We start from the raw sequence: 15118 nt of genomic DNA on the forward strand, positions 1-15118 counted from the left end.
TCTGGTGTGTCTTTCACGCTTTTCACGCTGCCCAAGGATCATAATCCTGCATCTGCTGCGGACGTCCTCCCCAAGGTCCTCCAGCCTGATGGCTCTTCAGCACAGGATAGGCAAAAGTGAGGGCCAGCGCATCGGCCATGTCAGGCGAGGCAAGACCACGCTTCTTCATGTCTTCCTTGCGTTCCAGAACGATCTCGTTGCGGGGATTGAAGAAGTACCACGGGCCTGAGAGGTCAGTCAGAAGCGTCTGGTCGTCCGGTATTCCGCCTGTCTGGAGCCATGTCCTCATGGTGCCCCACATCTCGGCCCGCTTGTTGGCGTAACGTTCAGCATTGGTGTCGTAGTTGGCCCGGTCCGCCTTGGCCCCGAACTGTACTTCCATCAGGCCTCTGACATGCAGCTGGCGGCACCTGTCCACCACGCCAGCCCCGACACCACCGCCATCAATGAACACCGCATCAGCCCCGTACCGCTGGGCCTCATCAGCCACACGGGCGGCCAGCTGCATCGTGTCCACCTTCCGCAGGCAGATGGGGGGTATAATGCGGGCATCACGCCCCTTGCGGAAGAATATCACGCTCTGGTCGTCCCCGTATCGGGCTACGTCCACGCCCATGACCAGCGCATCGGTGATGATGGCGGACACCTCACGCCGGGCTGCCTCTGCCACCGTGTCCGTGCCGATGAACTGCATGGAGCCTGCCCGTGGAAACTGCCCTTTCACACGGACCCGCATGAAGTCGCTGTCCTCCCCGTAGGTCTCCGCCCATTGCTCGAACAGGGCCTTGTTGGTGCCGTCCACAGTCCGGCTGTCCACCTGCCTGCCGGACCAGCGATCCCGCTGACGGTTGAAGCACTCGAAGAAGCGGCCGCTCGGCTGCGTGGGGTTCCCGAACGCACACCAGATGATCTCGGTACCCTCATCGGTCAGGGCACCCTCTGCGACCTCCCAGACACGGTCTATGATGCCGCTGGCCTCATCAAAGATCAGGAGGATGCGCCGCCCCACATTGTGCAGCCCGGCGAATGCCTCAAGGTTCGTCTCGGACCACGTCACGGCATCCGCCCGCCACGTCTTGGAGTGGCCCGGCATGGTGCTGTGGATGCTCATGCCATGTACCCTGAACCAGTGCGAGCAGATGAGAAGCCGAAACCATTTTGAGATCTCGGGGAATGTTTTTGTCCGCAGCTGTGGTTCGGTATTGGCCGTGATGACCGCCTTGGTATCAGGGCATGTGCAGAGTGCCCATGCGGTGAGCATGGAGACTAAGGCTGATTTTCCGATCCCGTGGCCGGACGCCACGGCCTGTAGGGCAGGCATCAGCACGGCCCCCGGCTCGTATCCGGCCCGCATTTTCTCCCCGATGGAGCGCAGAATGTCCCGCTGCCATGCCCGTGGACCGTCAGCATCAGCCAGATCAGTCCCAGCCTGCCCCCACGGGAAGGCGAACAGCACGAAACCTTCCGGGTCCAGGGCGTATGATGCCACGGCCTCGGCAAGCTGGGCCTGTATGTCACTTTTCACGTGTGGATAGCCAGTCGGTCAATAATTTTAAAGCCCAAATAGGTCCAGCAAATGCCGCAATAAACAGAACCATGCCACCTATAAAAAAGGCTGCTTTTTTGATATGCGTCACGCATAAAATTATCAGTAAAATGATGAAGCAGGTGCATACAAATTTTTCTGTTTTATATTTCATAGATTATGCCTTTACTATCTGATTTTTATTGTTCTTCATCATTAGAACGCCCCTGAACCCTTTTACGCCCAGCGTCAATCAGCTCTGCCAGATTTCCCGTGACGTTCATATCAACGCTGGAGCGGTCACGGAAACGCTCAGGACGATGAGCCTTGAGCAGGGTGATGAGCAGCGTATCAGAATAGCGGTTCTGTGTAACGGGCCGACCTTCCTTGTCCAGCACCAGCCCTTTCCCGGTCGTGACGAACTCCGGCACGCCATCCCGTGCACGCCGCCATGCCTCTGCCTCCAGCGTGTCGATGGCCTTGTCCATTGCCTCATCCCACTCACGGGCGAACTGTTCATCACGCTCACGGCGAGCGTACAGGCCAGGGCGTGACAGGTCAGCCGCCTTGGCCGCCATGGAGATGTTGCCACATTTTGCCAGAGTATCCAGAAATACGCGCGTTGACCTGTTCATCCTGTCATCAGTACGGCTCACGCCACATCCTCCATGACCACTTGCCTGTTCACCAGATGATAGCCACAGTCCCGCTCGCATCGGATTGCACATTGGGATCCTACGGTCAGCTCCATGAAGCCCCGCAGCTTCTTGATGCTGCGGCGCACGGCGACGTTGGAAAACTCAGGCTCATTGCGGGGATATTGCCAGACTTCTTCAGCAATCTCAGAGACCGAGGCCAGACGCCCGTTCCGACGCATGATTGCCTGCATGACAAGAAAGTCGTTCCTCGCCAGACGGACTGAACCCCTTGGAGTGCTCAGTATCTGCGTCTCACTGTCAAGCTGCATCTGTCCGAATGTCAGGCGTGGCATTGTTTCCTCCATAAAGCCACGCCTCAAAATAATGGGGTAGGAGAAGGGACAGAAGCCTTATAATTAGAGATACGCAGGGAATCTTATTTCGGAGATTTGTCATGAGGTTCAATTACGTTACCATTGTTCGTGTATGGGCAATCATAAATATAATTTTTCTTATTAAGGTAATATTTGATATATTTTTCATGTTAAACCACTCGAAGGGTCCGAATCATATTGGTTATGACATAATAATATTTATTATTGAGATATCTTTGATTTCTATAACATTGTCGAAGTGTATGAATATACAACCGAAAAATACAACATTTTCTGCAATTATCGATGCTTTTTATATACTATTTTGCGTGGCTGCTTCGGCAGTTAATCTCATTTATTATGTCAGTGTATGAGTGACTGTTTCTCCGTGAACATGGGGGAGTTTCATGTCGCCCGTCTGTCTCCCATATGTCGCCCGTCCTGTCTCCCGTAAAAACGGCGGGAAACTGCCATGTCTCTCATGTCTCCCATATTTTGAGAACTTTACCCATAAGAGAGCATAGGTATCCCATGATAAGAAATTTCATGCCATTTCTTATGAATTAATGGGAGACATGGGAGACACAGGCAGAAAACTGCGGAAAATTTATGGGAGACATGGGAGACACAATGGGCGGACATGGGAGACACAACGGGTAAAAAAAATGGGCGGCTGTGCGCCCATTCATTCCTTCTTGAACCACCTTTTTTCCTTCTTCCCCCTCAGTCTTTTATCCTTTTTCTCAAGTCCCAAAGCACGTAGTACGTCTCCCGCCCGACGCTGCTGGGCAAACGTCATGCGTTCGTTGGTCACACCGATACCATGAGCGAGAACCTCATGGATGGTCACACCTTCGTCAACAAGCGAACCCCGCCGCTCCAGCCAGTCCCTGATCGGCTCTTCCCAAGCATCGACGACCATATTGTCAGCCTGCTTGCGCTCGGCCATCTGGCGGACGGCATCATCGTCCAGATACAGCTCCGTCTTGCCCTGCCTGAAATAATGTACCGCTTCCGCCCAGAGCTGTTCACGGTTGTCCCGTAGCCACTGCACGTCGGCCTTCTCACAGTCCACCGGCCAGAACCTCCGGTTGCCCGTGCTGTCCGTCAGATAGCCGTCCGAGTTGGTCGTTCCGGCGAAGACACATTGCCGCTCACGCACCACCTCCAGCCGTCCGTAGGCCGGGCGGTACTTGTCCACCTGCCGGGAGAGGAAGGCCTTCGTGTCCTCAATGGAGGATTTCATCATGCTCTGCAGCTCGCCCAGCTCGACACCCCAGGCACCTACCAGCCCGCTGGCGGCGTCCTTGCTGCCGAGGTCCTTGTGCAGGTCCTCCTTGAACCACTCATCCGAGAACAGGACCCGCAGGGCGGTTGACTTCCCGATGCCCTGCGGACCTTTGAAAACCGGGACATGGTCGAACTTGCAGCCGGGCCGGTATATCCGTGAGACAGCGGCTACGAGAAACTTCATGCCGACATCCGCATGGTATTTGTCGTCAGGACAGCCAAAGACTGTTGAGAGCCACCCTCGCAGCCGTGGTTCGAGATCCCATGACAGACCAGAAAGCCATTCACGGACAGGGTGAACGGTCTGTGACGCCGCCATCGTGTTGATCGCCTGTGATATGACCGGAAAGGTGAAATTCACTCCGACACGCCGCTGGAGAAAAGCCTGTACGGAGGTGTAATCAGCTTCGCTGGCCAGACGGGGGTAGGGGCCAGAAAGAGTAGGACCATCCGAAATCAGGGGCGGAGGCTCCCTTGTCGTCATGGTGGCACAGGTGAACTCATTCAGCCGCAGGACACCAGACACTTCTGGGAGGTTGCTCAGAAACACCATGGCATTGTGCACGTTTGCATGAGGCAGCCCCTTATCAGTGCGGGTCAGGTCGGCCTGCCATTTCATACCCTGCTGCTCCGGAATTTTTGTCACATTGCTCATGCCGTGCGCTCCCTGTGTGGGTTTCTCATGCCGCCCCGAAGCCCGGAGCGTATCGTGTCTCTGGCCTCCCGGAAGGGGATGCCACGTGCCCGTGCCGCCACCAGCAGGCTCTCACGGGCCTCTGATGGGTCCAGCACGCCAGCACCACACCAGCGGCCTATGCGATATGACTGTTTGTTCAGCGTATCATTGCTGCCGCCAGACGGTGCCGTCTCGACCTCGTGGACGGCCTTCATCAGCACCTGAAAGGCCCGGTCATTCGTGACGTAGAACGGGTTCCTGCGGTAATCCCGCTCAGGCTCTGGCGGGGGCCTCAGCATGTGGGCCAGCCAGTCTGGGATGGGGGGCGGCGCAACCTCCCAGGGGGCACACCCCTTGCGCCATGTGTAAGCCCCGCCTGTCACCGGATGGCGTGATGGAGGGATGACGATGGCCTGTCCGTTGCGGTGCGGGTCCAGCCCCGGAGCCGGGCAGCCTGATGCGCCCCGCAGCTCTTCTCCATTGTGCCGGAAGAACAGCACCGCACCACCAGAACCGCCGGTGCGTGTCATGGGGCGGCGGGGCAGGGGGCCATGCTTCTCCACCAGCTTCCCGAGTGCCGCAAAGCCGTCTGCCCTATGGGTCTGCCCGGCCCGGTCCACATCCAGCGCAAAGAGCCGGGAAGGCCCCATCACCACACGCCAGTTGCAGCCGGGATAGTCACGACACCAGCGTTCTATGATGTCCAGATCGCAGCTCGCTGCTCGGTGGGCCCCTTTGAAGCACCCTGCCTTTGTGCGGTTGTTCATCGGATACACATGCCAGCCCAGCAGGGCCACGTTCTCTATGTCTGGTGGAATGGTCATTACAGCCCTTCCAGTTCCTTCATGACACCCGGAACATCCCGCCCCACGATGTAGAGGCCACCTGCCTCCACGAATGAATCCCGCCAGCGTTCCTGTTCCTTGCTCAGCCGTCCCCGTGCTGTTTTCACCTCAATGGCGATTGACCGGCCCCGGTAGGTCCCCCGGATGTCCGGTGAGCCGGGTGTTCCGAACCGGATGAGCCGGCCATTGGATCCTCTGGCGGCTCCCGTGTTGCACCGTTCAAAGAAGGCGCAGGGCAGGGCGGTAACGGCGACAAGGATGTCGTTCATGATGATGGTTTCGGGGTTCTGCCTCATGCCTGCGCTTCCTGTTGTGCGGTTTGCTTGGCGGCCTGCTGTTTCTCCCAGCGGTTCATGGGAATGTCGGCTCCAGCGGCACGGAGGCGGTGCCGCACCCAGGCTGCCTTGTAGCCACGGGCACGGGCGACCATCTCCAGCCGTTCCTTGTCTGCCCCGGCATGGGCAAGCAGGGCTGTCAGCTCGGGCCCCTGGGCGAGATACGGGTCGATGCCCTTGGCCCATGCCCAGCGGTCCTCCACGGCTTCCAGTGTTCCCTTCACAACGTCCGGCGACTTCTCTTCCGTCACCTTGGGTTCAGGCTTCAGGATGGCGCAGGGGGAGCGGCGGCACTCGGCACCGGCAATCTTCCGGGCCGTGCCTTCATGAAAGACCCGATGGCACAGCCTGCAGGTCACGACATTCTGGGACTTGCCGTTCTGCTGCTCTGCATCCAGCGACCAGAGGCGGGGATCGGTCGGGATGCCATGACGCTGGGCATTCCCCACATGGTCCAGAATGATGGCCCGGCTGCCGTCCGGTTTCAGCCGCAGTGCCCGCCCGACCTGCTGGAGATACAGGCTGGTGGAAACCGTGGGGCGCAGCAGGATGGCCCCCGCCACGGCAGGAATGTCCACGCCTTCACTGATGACGTCCGCCGCCGTGACGACCTGCAGGTCACCAGAGGCCAGCCCAGCCAGCCTCTCCCGGCGCAGGGACATCTCCATCCTGCCATCCACGCCAGCCGCCTTGATGCCCGCCTCGCAGAACATCGCCGCAACCTCGTGGGTGTGCTTCACGCCCATGCAGAACACGATGGCGGGGCGTCCGTTGAGATATTGCCGGTAATGCGCCACGGCATCCCCCACGATGCGGGCCTTTGTCATGGCCCGCATGGCGGCATCCCGCTGATAGTCCCCCATGCTTTTGCCCACGCCAGAAAGGTCCAGCTGGCGGGAGGGCATGTAGTAGTCGAACCCGGCCAGATAGCCACGCCGTATCAGCTCATCCGTGGTCGGGCCGCAGAACATCTGGTCGAAATAGTCACCAAGCCCGGCCCCATCGGTGCGGATGGGCGTTGCGGTCAGGCCGGTGAGGGCAGCGTCAGGCCACGCCCTGAGCATGGACGTGTACTGGCCGGCCGGCATGTGGTGGGCCTCATCGACCATGATGTCATCAAAGTCCCGCAGCGTTTTCAGCCGCCGTGAGACGGTCTGCACCATGCCGACCTGAACCGGGAAGTCCATGCGGGGATGTCCGGGCTGGATACGGCCATACATAAGGCCCTCATCATCCAGGGCCGCACTGATCTGGTCGATCAGCTCCGCCCGATGGGCCACGATGAGGACACGCCGCCCGGTCTCGGCCCGCAGTCTGGCCAGCCGTGGCAGGATGCGCCCCTTGCCACCGCCAGTAGGCAGCTGGATGAGAACCCGCCGGATGTTGGACGCAAACGCCCCCTGCGCCTGTTCGATCAGGCGTTCCTGATAGTCTCGTAATGTGATCATTTTATTTAAAGCTCAGTAATGAGAGGCCGTATTACACAAGTGTTCTTGAGCGCATTCCGTGCTTCTGCTGTCTCTCGCTGTAAATGCGGGCATTGACTTCCATGTCCATTCCCCGCTCACGCCCCAATGATATGGCGGCGTCTATGCGTGAGAGCGGGACACCCAGCTTTCCAGCGATCTCATGCCGGTACAGGCCACGGTTGCGGAGGGTGGATACTTTACGGATGAATGCGGCATCCACCTTGACGGCCTTGCGGGCTGGCGCATTCTCACGGCACAGCTTCCATCCCCAGCATATCTGGCAGAAGGTCAGTCCCATCCGGGCGGCGGCCTCATGATGCGTGAGACCAGCCTGCTTCAGGCGGATGAGCTGGCTGCGCAGTGCGTTGGTCCAGCTGATCCGTCTGGTCATCTGCGCCCCCTTCCAACGGGGAAACCACGCCGCTTGCACTCATCACGGGCGAGGGAACGATAGGCGGTTGGCACCTCGTTCTGGGCGAAATACTGGATGTCATCATTGCCCATCCCCTGGAAGAACCAGAGGATGACATCTGCAAAGGATACGCCCATGCTGTCCCGGTCCGGTGCCATGCCCATCAGTTCCAGCGGGTTCTCCAGCCCCAGTTTTTCGCAGTAGCGGGCGGCAGCCTTCTGTGCATGGCCTCCCTCAAGCCCGGCCGTCTTGGCCAGCTTCATGCCGGTCTGGAATGTGGCTGCCAGAGAGGGCCTGCGTGGCCTGGGGACGGCACGACCTGCCGGAGCCAGAACATTGCCCCGCACCAGTGCATCAAAGGCCCGGATGACCTTCAGATGAAAGGACGGGCTGATCCACATGGCGTAGGCATAGACAAGCTCACGGCAGGCATAGGTGCCTGGAGAGTTTCCGCCACGGTTTGTCTCCAACGGAGCAAAGCGGGAATTCCCACTTTGGCTGATTTCTGCCACCAATTCATTGGTTTGGACATTTCTTGCCCACTCTGATGGTTTTTTGCTGGGATCTCCCCCAGAAGCCCGGTGGCAGTCATTCAGGCAGAAGCGGCCCTCGGCATCCTGCTTGATGGCCGTGGAGATGATGGTAAGAGTGGTGGCGGTCATCGTGCATGTCCTTTTGGCAGGGTGGCTGTTTCGGCAGGGAGTGAGGCTGATGGAGTTCCACATCGCAGACATGAAGAGCGAGCGTGTCGGCCCGATGTTTCTGGTGACGCTGGATGTGCGCCTCGTGGACACGCAGTACGACTGCACGGCCATTCCGGACGAGGTGATGCAGCGAACCACGAGAACAGGATGCGGCCCAGATGCCATACGCCTGAGCGTACAAGCCTTCTTTGATGACCTGCCAACCATGACCGAAGCCGAATGGCACGGCTGGCTCGTCGGGCGTCTTCAGCAGAAATGAAGCCCGTGCCCCGCACGATCCAGGCATGATATTGCAGGAAACGGTCAAAGACCTGATTGCGGGGCAGGCCTTCATCCATGTCCATGCAGGCCAGCCGTGCGGCCCGCAGGGTTCCGTTTTCACGTTTCATCACGCTTCCCTCCGGCGTTCGATTTCGTTGTAGGCAACCCGGCCCATCAGCTTCATGAGCGGTGTCGGGATCACACCGGCATTGATGGCCGCAAGGTCAGCATCAGAGAGCCGTTTGATGAATGGGATGACGGACGTCTCCATCCAGTCATGGCTGTCCTGCTCTTCCAGCTCTGCCTGCTGCTCAGTGGAGACTGCTACGCTCCCTGTGCGCCCAGTGGAGTGTGAGTCCGCAGGGTGCTGTTCAGTAGTGGAAGGAAATGAAGATGACAGCTCAACGAGCCACATATGTAAAATTTCTGTCCGCACGTCGCAGAACGAAAGATCACGCAGATGGCACTCAAGATGTGACAGAGATAAAGATATGCATCTCTTCACAGCATCATGGAGTTCCTTTGGAAGCGATTGTAAAAGTGGAGCTTCTTCCACAGCATATGCTTCAATTACAGAACCTACCTGAGCAAGGAACTGCCTCTTTTGCTCGTCTAGCTTACGAGACAGCAACTTATTCTCGCTGGCTCCAAGGGGCCGGGTATGAAGTTGACCTCCATTACGAGTGAGGAGCACCCCTTGACGGATTGCATAGGCAGCAACTCGTTCAAATGGATCGGAAAGGTAAACGTCTCTCATGATGCGCCTACTTCACCCTGCCGGAGCGCAAGTTCTGCTTCAGCACGTTCTTTGAACCACGGCTTGATGGTCCGGGATGTGATTTGCTGAAGTTCATCAATAGACAGGCCGGAGAGGGGGCGTGCTAGGCTCCCCATGCGTCCGGCGGAGTACGAGTCCGCAGGGTGCTGCCCATCAACTGTAGGAGTGGAACCATGAGTGGAATGACCAGAGAAGGTCTCATTTGCAGGCTGTTCGAGGCTTTGCTTGAAACTGACCGGCAGCGATTTGGCGGCACTGTTGATCGGGAGGATGTTCTTGATGATTTCAAGACGGCCGCCAAGGCCGTTGATGAGGCCATTGGCCCGGTTGAAATCAGACGTACAATCATCAAGGCTGATAAAGATGCTGAGGCTTCCGAATAAATAGGCATCAAACAGGGCAGCGGAGGCGATGATTCTTTCCGCTGCCCACGTCTGTCCTTTCCCTGCCTCAATCGCCAGCCGCAGGCTTTCGATGGATGGTTTGATACGCACCTCATCGTGCGCTTTCTCGTTCTCGCTCATGGTGCGCTCCTCTGGGTGGGGGGTTTACGGGTTGCCAGTTTCAACAGTGCGGAAACTGGAGTTTTGGTTAGGCGGGAGACATCATGAATCCGGGAGAGTGGCACACGTTTCCACTGACAAACGGCCTGTGGGGTGATGCCAAGATGGCGTGCCACGAGTGCAGGGCCGCCTCCTTTCCTCACGATCTCCTTTATCTGTTTGGTGCTCATGAAATGTAATGTAAGAAATAATTACAGAAAGCGCAATTTATAATTACGGTGAAGCGGTTATTTTTTTGAGATAGGATGAAAGAATGTCTTACACGGATGAACCGTTTTCCTCTTTTCTGGTCCGGGCCATGAGCGAAGCAAAGCTGACAAATCAGCAGCTTGCCGCACAGTTCGGCATATCTTCGCAGGCTGTCAGCCAGTGGAGGAGTGGGAAAAACCGCCCCAAATCCTCCGTAATCGACAGTGTAAGGAAATATCTTTCTGATGCGGCCCCCGCCCCCTCAGCTTCCCATATGGCCACCCCGAAACAGAGCCAGCTAGACGGCACTTACGGACTGGTGCGGATACCTGAGTATGATGTGCAGGCTGCGGCTGGCGCAGGGCTGGAGGTGCCTGATTTGCAGGATACCTCCAAGATATGGACACTGCCCAGAAGTGCGCTGGCAGGCGTCCGGGCCACCTCGCTCAACAATCTGGCCATCGTCACGGTAGCAGGTGAGTCCATGATCCCGGATTATCTTCCGGGGGAGAAAGTCCTTGTGGATGTGGGGGACCGGACCGTTTCGCATGATGGGGCCTACATCATCCACAATCGCTACGGTCTGGTGGTGAAGATGGTCCAGATCATCCCAGGTTCATCCCCTGAGCAGGATGTTCTCCGCATCATCAGCAAGAACCCTGATTATTCCCCGTATGACCAGCCCGTGGCAGACGTGATGATACAGGGCCGGGTTGTGGGGAAGTGGGTGTGGAAGTGAGAGAAGTTGTTAGCAAGTCAGGTTTTGAGGAGATGAGAGAGTTGGCTAATAAACGGGGGAACCAAGATAAAAAGCCCACGAGGAGACGTCAGGAAGCAACTCCTGCTACGCTTAGGGCATTGGCTTTTCGGTCTGGAAATGAGTGTGCCTTTCCGGGATGTAGTGAAAAGTTTGTTTCTCATGACAATTTTAGAAGTAGAGGGCAGGCAGCTCATATTTGCGCCTTATCAGAAGGTGGTCCTCGTTATGACCGTACTATGACGGAAGAAGATAGGAATTCTATTAAAAATCTTATTTATCTTTGTTCAAAACATCATGAGGAAATTGATAAAATTAATCCTGATAAATATTCAGCAGAGAATCTGCGCAAAATGAAGGAGGATCATGAGCGTCGTGTCGACAATGCCTGCTATTCTTGTGTTGGCTTTCCTGAGCTTGAGGCTGTTACGGAGTACATTATTAACTCCCGCAAGACAGCAATGACTGACGATACTCAGAATGAGTTTGATAAAATTAGATTGTCTGAAAAGATAGAATTGAATCATCTTACTGAATGTGATCACGATATGATTGAAAATGCGTTGCAGAGAGCATACCTTGTAAAAAGGTTTATCGAAGAGCGGGCGCAGATGGATTCAGATTTTCCAGCAATGCTGAAAGCAGGATTTCGAGAACATTATTATGCTCTTTTTCTTAGGGGAAAGAGGGGGCATGATTTGTTCGAAGGGATGTGTGGTTATGTAAAGAGACCTTTTCTTGATGAGTGTGGCAAACAATATGCTGCTCAGGCTGTTCTGGCGTATCTGTTTGAGGCCTGTGATATTTTTGAGCGAAGATGATCCTTTCAACAAAATCGGGAATGATCCTTCCAACAAAATATGTCCCTGTGCCTCGGGCATTAATAAGCGTTAGTGCTGCTGTATTGGAATGCCTGACAAAGCCTATGACTGTTTCCCAGTTGTGGGAAGAGACAGGACAGCGTTATGAGGGTTTGTTGTTTGAACGTTTTATACTGGCCACGGATTTGCTTTACATCATGGGAGCGGTCGAAATGAACAATGGTCTGATTGAAAAGAAAAAATCATGATACATGGTGTTTATGCAAATAAAGCAGGTTTCCATGAATTTGAGGTGAAAGAAGGTGTCAACCTGATTCTGGCAGAACGAACAAAAGTATCAAGAAAGAAAGATACAACGAATGGTATTGGTAAAACTCTTTTGTTGGATATAATAGATTTTTGTTTGGGAAGTGACTGGAAGAGAAAAAAAAACCTCAACAGTGCTGCACTAGAAGGATGGTCATTTACGCTTGATATTACTCTGGCCGGGGGAAGATTGCTGGTCAATCGATCTATGGATGATGGTAAGTTTGTTTCTGTATCCGGTGAGACAGAAAAACTTTCTTGTCCATTGCCTGTAGCCCAAGAAAATGCTTCTGGTATCCCTGTAAAGGATTGGTGCGATTTTCTGGGGAGTGCATTTTTTGGCTTATCCAACGAAGATATGGAAGGGAAGAATCATCCTTCCGCACGAGCACTTCTTGGATTTTTTGTCCGCACAGGTCCTGATGCTTACAATGATCCTTTTAAACCTGTGCCACGTCAGAACGCTTGCCTGTCCCAGGTCAATAATGCCTTTCTGCTTGGTTTGGATTGGACGAAAATACGTCGTCTTTATGAAATCAAAGATGAAAAAAAAGATCTTGATGTTTTAAAGAAACACATCAGGTCCATCCCTATAAATGTAGACCAGATGACACCTGGAGCACTCCATGCAGAATATCGTAAGCTTGTTCGTCAATGTGATGACATGGAGGATGACCTAAGTAAATTTGAGATCATGCCTGAATACAGAGAGATAGAAAAAAAAGCAAATACTTTAACGGTAGAGGTAAGTAGATTACGTGACGAGATATATTCAGACAAAATGAAATTGATGAATTACGAAGCTTCAACGACAGAGCCCGATGAAGTAGATAATGGAAAGCTTATACGACTTTTTGAAGAGGCTAAAGTTATTCTTCCGCATAATGTAGTAAGTACTCTTGAACAGGCTAAAGAATTTCATATTAACATGATTAGGGACAGGAAGTATTTTCTCAAAGGTGAAATGGATAGATTGAGGAGAGGGGTTGAGAAGAAAGATAGAAAATTGGAAGAGTTGGTGAATGAGCGTGCAAGGTATTTATCAACTTTAAAAGAAAAGCGGGCTCTTGATGAATTTATAGTATTGCAGAACGAATACTCTTCGTTAGTGCAGAGGCGAGATAATATTCTTCAGACAATGAATTGTAAAAAAATATTTGATGAACGGGTAAATGATGTAAAATTAGAGTTAGATAAAGCTATCAAGGCTATTCGGCAGGATTATGAGGAGAGAGAAAGCTTGTGGTCTCAGGCGTTGGATATGTTTGCAGATTTTTCAAAAGCTCTTTACGAAAAACCTGGCAGTTTGATTATTGATGTCGATCAGGAGAAAAAGACAGGGTATAGATTTCAGGTAAAAATAGAAGGGGGTTCGAGCGAAGGTATTAGTAAGATGCAGGTATTTTGTTACGATCTTACGCTTATCTGTTTTTCTAGAATAGTGGGGCGTGGAATTGATTTTCTTATCCACGATAGCACGATATTTGATGGCGTGGATCCCCGACAACGGGCTCGTGCTTTGGAGCTGGTTGAGAAGGTGTCTAGGCGATATGATTTTCAGTATATCTGCACGATGAATATTGATTCTGTTCCGGTTAATGATTTGTCGCAAGAGTTCGATTATGAATCGCTGGTACGAATGACATTGAGCGATAGGAATGATGCTGGGAGTCTTTTGGGCTTTCGATACTGATTGGTCAATGTATTGGCTGCTTCCTGTTTGATTCGCCTTAGCCGCCCTCCGGGGCGGTTTTTTGTATGATTTCTGGTGGATTATAGCTCTGCTTTCAGTATCTTACAATATATGAAACTTTTAATTACATACCTCTTGCCTTTAATGTAAGAATAAATTACATTCGCCTCACACCACACAAACACGGAGGTGATGAGGTGGAAAATAACAGGAACGCAGCCCTGTCCCGCCTGAAGGCGGCCCATGACGAGCTGGAGATTGTCTCTAACGGAACGGGCCTGACACTGGCCGAGCGGAACGAGCTGACGAACGCTATGCTGGCCATCGGCAATCTGATCGACGGCCTGACCTACCCATATGAGCGCAACGAGCCGATCACGGAGGCGTCTTTCCCGGTGATCGGGCCTTTCAACACGGCGCAACTGTCTGAGGCTCTGGCCGGGCTTTCTGTTCGCAGCGAGCAGGACTACCCGCCCGCCCAGGCTGAGCGTGTCCGACACGTCGAGATCGGGCCGGGGCCGAGCATGATTACGGCACGGAGGGTCGGGTGATGATCAAAAAATACGAACTGACGGATGAGACGATCGAGTGTGATGGGCGCACCCTGTACCGTATCCGTGCACTGGCCCCGATCCCGTTTGCCGGGGTCTATGGCGGCGAGTTGGGCGGATTCATCGAGACCGAAAAAAATTTAACCCACGATGGGAATGCGTGGGTAGGACAGAATGCCCGTGTGTACGGCTCTGCCGAGGTGTACGACTGTGCCAAGGTGCACGGCTCTGCCGAGGTGTACGGTTGTGCCAAGGTGTACGGCTCTGCCGAGGTGTACGGTTGTGCCAAGGTGTACGGCTTTGCCGAGGTGTACGGCTCTGCCGAGGTGTTCGGTGACGCCGAGGTGTACCACTCTGCCGAGGTGTACGGCTCTGCCGAGGTGCACCACTCTGCCAAGGTGTACGGCTCTGCCAAGGTGTACGACTGTGCCAAGGTGTTCGGTGACGCCGAGGTGTACCACTCTGCCGAGGTGTTCGGTTATGCCGAGGTGTACGGCTCTGCCAAGGTTTACAGCTGTTCCAAGGTTCACGGGCATGGCGATGTGGCTGTGGGAGAATTCGAATGAGCACGATCTCCGACCAGATCGCACGCCAGAAACGCCCGACAGACAACGGACTTCTGGAACGTGTCGAGGGAGACCGTCATCCGTCGTCACTCACCCTTCTGGCCCTGATAAGCCGCACGGCTGACATTCTGGAAAAGAATGACACTCTCAACGAGCGGGCGGAGGATGAGACATGGATCGCTTTCGACGCTCTCGACAAGTTGCGGGGGCAGCTGAGTACCATTCTCTACGAAGACGAGGCGGGCATGACGGCACATGACCTGCGTGAAGACGCTGTCCGTAATCATCACGACTGCACTCGCAAGAGTGAAGCGGCGTAACACCCGCAGATAATCACCAAATACGCTGAGGATTTTTTGAGATGC

General features: G+C 54.4%; 21 protein-coding genes. 8 read left to right on the plus strand and 13 right to left on the minus strand.

Going from position 1 to position 15118, the window contains the following annotated elements; translation table 11 throughout:
- Nucleotides 1-22: 22 nt before the first annotated feature.
- The 10 genes from CPA56_RS02805 to CPA56_RS02850 all read right to left on the minus strand — a co-directional run bounded on the left by CPA56_RS02805 (nt 23) and on the right by CPA56_RS02850 (nt 8226).
- Nucleotides 23-1525, minus strand: coding sequence for a terminase (locus tag CPA56_RS02805; protein WP_182040490.1), 1503 nt, complete (start codon nt 1523-1525; stop codon nt 23-25).
- Nucleotides 1515-1700, minus strand: coding sequence for a hypothetical protein (locus tag CPA56_RS02810; RefSeq protein WP_182040491.1), 186 nt, complete (start codon nt 1698-1700; stop codon nt 1515-1517). The genes CPA56_RS02805 and CPA56_RS02810 overlap by 11 nt, the downstream gene beginning before the upstream one ends.
- Before the next feature lie 25 nt (nt 1701-1725).
- On the minus strand, nt 1726-2181 hold the full coding sequence (locus CPA56_RS02815) for a hypothetical protein (protein WP_182040492.1): 456 nt from the start codon (nt 2179-2181) through the stop codon (nt 1726-1728).
- Nucleotides 2178-2516, minus strand: coding sequence for a winged helix-turn-helix domain-containing protein (locus tag CPA56_RS02820; protein ID WP_182040493.1), 339 nt, complete (start codon nt 2514-2516; stop codon nt 2178-2180). The genes CPA56_RS02815 and CPA56_RS02820 overlap by 4 nt, the downstream gene beginning before the upstream one ends.
- A 706-nt stretch (nt 2517-3222) precedes the next feature.
- Nucleotides 3223-4482, minus strand: coding sequence for a virulence-associated E family protein (locus tag CPA56_RS02825; protein ID WP_182040494.1), 1260 nt, complete (start codon nt 4480-4482; stop codon nt 3223-3225).
- Nucleotides 4479-5327, minus strand: a complete 849-nt coding sequence (locus tag CPA56_RS02830; RefSeq protein WP_182040495.1) for a bifunctional DNA primase/polymerase — start codon at nt 5325-5327, stop codon at nt 4479-4481. Before CPA56_RS02830 ends, CPA56_RS02825 begins: the two co-directional genes overlap by 4 nt.
- Nucleotides 5327-5644, minus strand: a complete 318-nt coding sequence (locus tag CPA56_RS02835; RefSeq protein WP_182040496.1) for a VRR-NUC domain-containing protein — start codon at nt 5642-5644, stop codon at nt 5327-5329. Before CPA56_RS02835 ends, CPA56_RS02830 begins: the two co-directional genes overlap by 1 nt.
- Nucleotides 5641-7131, minus strand: a complete 1491-nt coding sequence (locus tag CPA56_RS02840) for a DEAD/DEAH box helicase (RefSeq protein ID WP_182040497.1) — start codon at nt 7129-7131, stop codon at nt 5641-5643. Before CPA56_RS02840 ends, CPA56_RS02835 begins: the two co-directional genes overlap by 4 nt.
- 31 nt (nt 7132-7162) lie before the next feature.
- Nucleotides 7163-7543, minus strand: a complete 381-nt coding sequence (locus CPA56_RS02845) for a hypothetical protein (protein WP_182040498.1) — start codon at nt 7541-7543, stop codon at nt 7163-7165.
- The gene (locus tag CPA56_RS02850) at nt 7540-8226 is read right to left on the minus strand and encodes a KilA-N domain-containing protein (RefSeq protein WP_182040499.1); all 687 of its coding nucleotides are present in this window, start codon (nt 8224-8226) and stop codon (nt 7540-7542) included. The genes CPA56_RS02845 and CPA56_RS02850 overlap by 4 nt, the downstream gene beginning before the upstream one ends.
- 49 nt (nt 8227-8275) lie before the next feature.
- On the opposite strand from CPA56_RS02850, the gene CPA56_RS02855 reads away from it, so the two are divergent.
- Nucleotides 8276-8527 carry a hypothetical protein gene (locus tag CPA56_RS02855; RefSeq protein ID WP_182040500.1) on the plus strand — a complete coding sequence of 84 codons (252 nt, stop codon included), beginning with the start codon at nt 8276-8278 and terminating at the stop codon, nt 8525-8527.
- Between the two features lie 129 nt (nt 8528-8656).
- Here the strand turns inward: CPA56_RS02855 and CPA56_RS02860 are convergent, their stop codons facing one another.
- Genes CPA56_RS02860 through CPA56_RS09590 form a run of 3 tightly spaced genes read right to left on the minus strand, consistent with a single transcriptional unit; the run spans nt 8657 to nt 10040 of the window.
- The gene (locus CPA56_RS02860) at nt 8657-9286 is read right to left on the minus strand and encodes a hypothetical protein (protein WP_182040501.1); all 630 of its coding nucleotides are present in this window, start codon (nt 9284-9286) and stop codon (nt 8657-8659) included.
- Nucleotides 9283-9831: a hypothetical protein gene (locus CPA56_RS02865; RefSeq protein WP_182040502.1), complete on the minus strand. Its 549-nt coding sequence runs from the start codon at nt 9829-9831 to the stop codon at nt 9283-9285. The genes CPA56_RS02860 and CPA56_RS02865 overlap by 4 nt, the downstream gene beginning before the upstream one ends.
- On the minus strand, nt 9828-10040 hold the full coding sequence (locus CPA56_RS09590) for a Cro/CI family transcriptional regulator (protein WP_182040503.1): 213 nt from the start codon (nt 10038-10040) through the stop codon (nt 9828-9830). The genes CPA56_RS02865 and CPA56_RS09590 overlap by 4 nt, the downstream gene beginning before the upstream one ends.
- An 83-nt stretch (nt 10041-10123) precedes the next feature.
- On the opposite strand from CPA56_RS09590, the gene CPA56_RS02875 reads away from it, so the two are divergent.
- From CPA56_RS02875 to CPA56_RS02905, 7 genes are all read left to right on the plus strand, one after another.
- Nucleotides 10124-10798 (plus strand): XRE family transcriptional regulator, encoded by a 675-nt coding sequence (locus CPA56_RS02875; protein WP_182040504.1) that lies wholly within the window; start codon nt 10124-10126, stop codon nt 10796-10798.
- Nucleotides 10795-11637, plus strand: coding sequence for an ABC-three component system protein (locus CPA56_RS02880; protein ID WP_182040505.1), 843 nt, complete (start codon nt 10795-10797; stop codon nt 11635-11637). The genes CPA56_RS02875 and CPA56_RS02880 overlap by 4 nt, the downstream gene beginning before the upstream one ends.
- On the plus strand, nt 11634-11885 hold the full coding sequence (locus CPA56_RS02885; protein WP_229707294.1) for an ABC-three component system middle component 6: 252 nt from the start codon (nt 11634-11636) through the stop codon (nt 11883-11885). The genes CPA56_RS02880 and CPA56_RS02885 overlap by 4 nt, the downstream gene beginning before the upstream one ends.
- Nucleotides 11882-13636, plus strand: a complete 1755-nt coding sequence (locus CPA56_RS02890; protein WP_182040506.1) for a DUF2326 domain-containing protein — start codon at nt 11882-11884, stop codon at nt 13634-13636. The genes CPA56_RS02885 and CPA56_RS02890 overlap by 4 nt, the downstream gene beginning before the upstream one ends.
- Before the next feature lie 197 nt (nt 13637-13833).
- On the plus strand, nt 13834-14187 hold the full coding sequence (locus CPA56_RS02895) for an ANIS5 family metal-binding protein (RefSeq protein WP_182040507.1): 354 nt from the start codon (nt 13834-13836) through the stop codon (nt 14185-14187).
- Nucleotides 14187-14753 carry a hypothetical protein gene (locus tag CPA56_RS02900; protein WP_195805077.1) on the plus strand — a complete coding sequence of 189 codons (567 nt, stop codon included), beginning with the start codon at nt 14187-14189 and terminating at the stop codon, nt 14751-14753. The genes CPA56_RS02895 and CPA56_RS02900 overlap by 1 nt, the downstream gene beginning before the upstream one ends.
- Nucleotides 14750-15073: a hypothetical protein gene (locus CPA56_RS02905; RefSeq protein ID WP_182040508.1), complete on the plus strand. Its 324-nt coding sequence runs from the start codon at nt 14750-14752 to the stop codon at nt 15071-15073. Before CPA56_RS02900 ends, CPA56_RS02905 begins: the two co-directional genes overlap by 4 nt.
- The last annotated feature ends 45 nt before the right edge of the window (nt 15074-15118 follow it).

The sequence above is a fragment of the Bombella mellum genome, from assembly GCF_014048465.1.
Lineage (GTDB): Bacteria > Pseudomonadota > Alphaproteobacteria > Acetobacterales > Acetobacteraceae > Bombella > Bombella mellum.

Coding starts and splice junctions, on each gene's coding strand:
- CPA56_RS02835 (WP_182040496.1), bottom strand. CDS start 5,644: ATGAGGCAGAACCCCGAAACCATCATCATGAACGACATCCTTGTCGCC.
- CPA56_RS02855 (WP_182040500.1), top strand. CDS start 8,276: ATGGAGTTCCACATCGCAGACATGAAGAGCGAGCGTGTCGGCCCGATG.
- CPA56_RS09590 (WP_182040503.1), bottom strand. CDS start 10,040: ATGAGCACCAAACAGATAAAGGAGATCGTGAGGAAAGGAGGCGGCCCT.
- CPA56_RS02885 (WP_229707294.1), top strand. CDS start 11,634: ATGATCCTTTCAACAAAATCGGGAATGATCCTTCCAACAAAATATGTC.
- CPA56_RS02875 (WP_182040504.1), top strand. CDS start 10,124: ATGTCTTACACGGATGAACCGTTTTCCTCTTTTCTGGTCCGGGCCATG.
- CPA56_RS02890 (WP_182040506.1), top strand. CDS start 11,882: ATGATACATGGTGTTTATGCAAATAAAGCAGGTTTCCATGAATTTGAG.
- CPA56_RS02860 (WP_182040501.1), bottom strand. CDS start 9,286: ATGAGAGACGTTTACCTTTCCGATCCATTTGAACGAGTTGCTGCCTAT.
- CPA56_RS02865 (WP_182040502.1), bottom strand. CDS start 9,831: ATGAGCGAGAACGAGAAAGCGCACGATGAGGTGCGTATCAAACCATCC.
- CPA56_RS02830 (WP_182040495.1), bottom strand. CDS start 5,327: ATGACCATTCCACCAGACATAGAGAACGTGGCCCTGCTGGGCTGGCAT.
- CPA56_RS02810 (WP_182040491.1), bottom strand. CDS start 1,700: ATGAAATATAAAACAGAAAAATTTGTATGCACCTGCTTCATCATTTTA.
- CPA56_RS02825 (WP_182040494.1), bottom strand. CDS start 4,482: ATGAGCAATGTGACAAAAATTCCGGAGCAGCAGGGTATGAAATGGCAG.
- CPA56_RS02840 (WP_182040497.1), bottom strand. CDS start 7,131: ATGATCACATTACGAGACTATCAGGAACGCCTGATCGAACAGGCGCAG.
- CPA56_RS02900 (WP_195805077.1), top strand. CDS start 14,187: ATGATCAAAAAATACGAACTGACGGATGAGACGATCGAGTGTGATGGG.
- CPA56_RS02820 (WP_182040493.1), bottom strand. CDS start 2,516: ATGCCACGCCTGACATTCGGACAGATGCAGCTTGACAGTGAGACGCAG.
- CPA56_RS02850 (WP_182040499.1), bottom strand. CDS start 8,226: ATGACCGCCACCACTCTTACCATCATCTCCACGGCCATCAAGCAGGAT.
- CPA56_RS02845 (WP_182040498.1), bottom strand. CDS start 7,543: ATGACCAGACGGATCAGCTGGACCAACGCACTGCGCAGCCAGCTCATC.
- CPA56_RS02905 (WP_182040508.1), top strand. CDS start 14,750: ATGAGCACGATCTCCGACCAGATCGCACGCCAGAAACGCCCGACAGAC.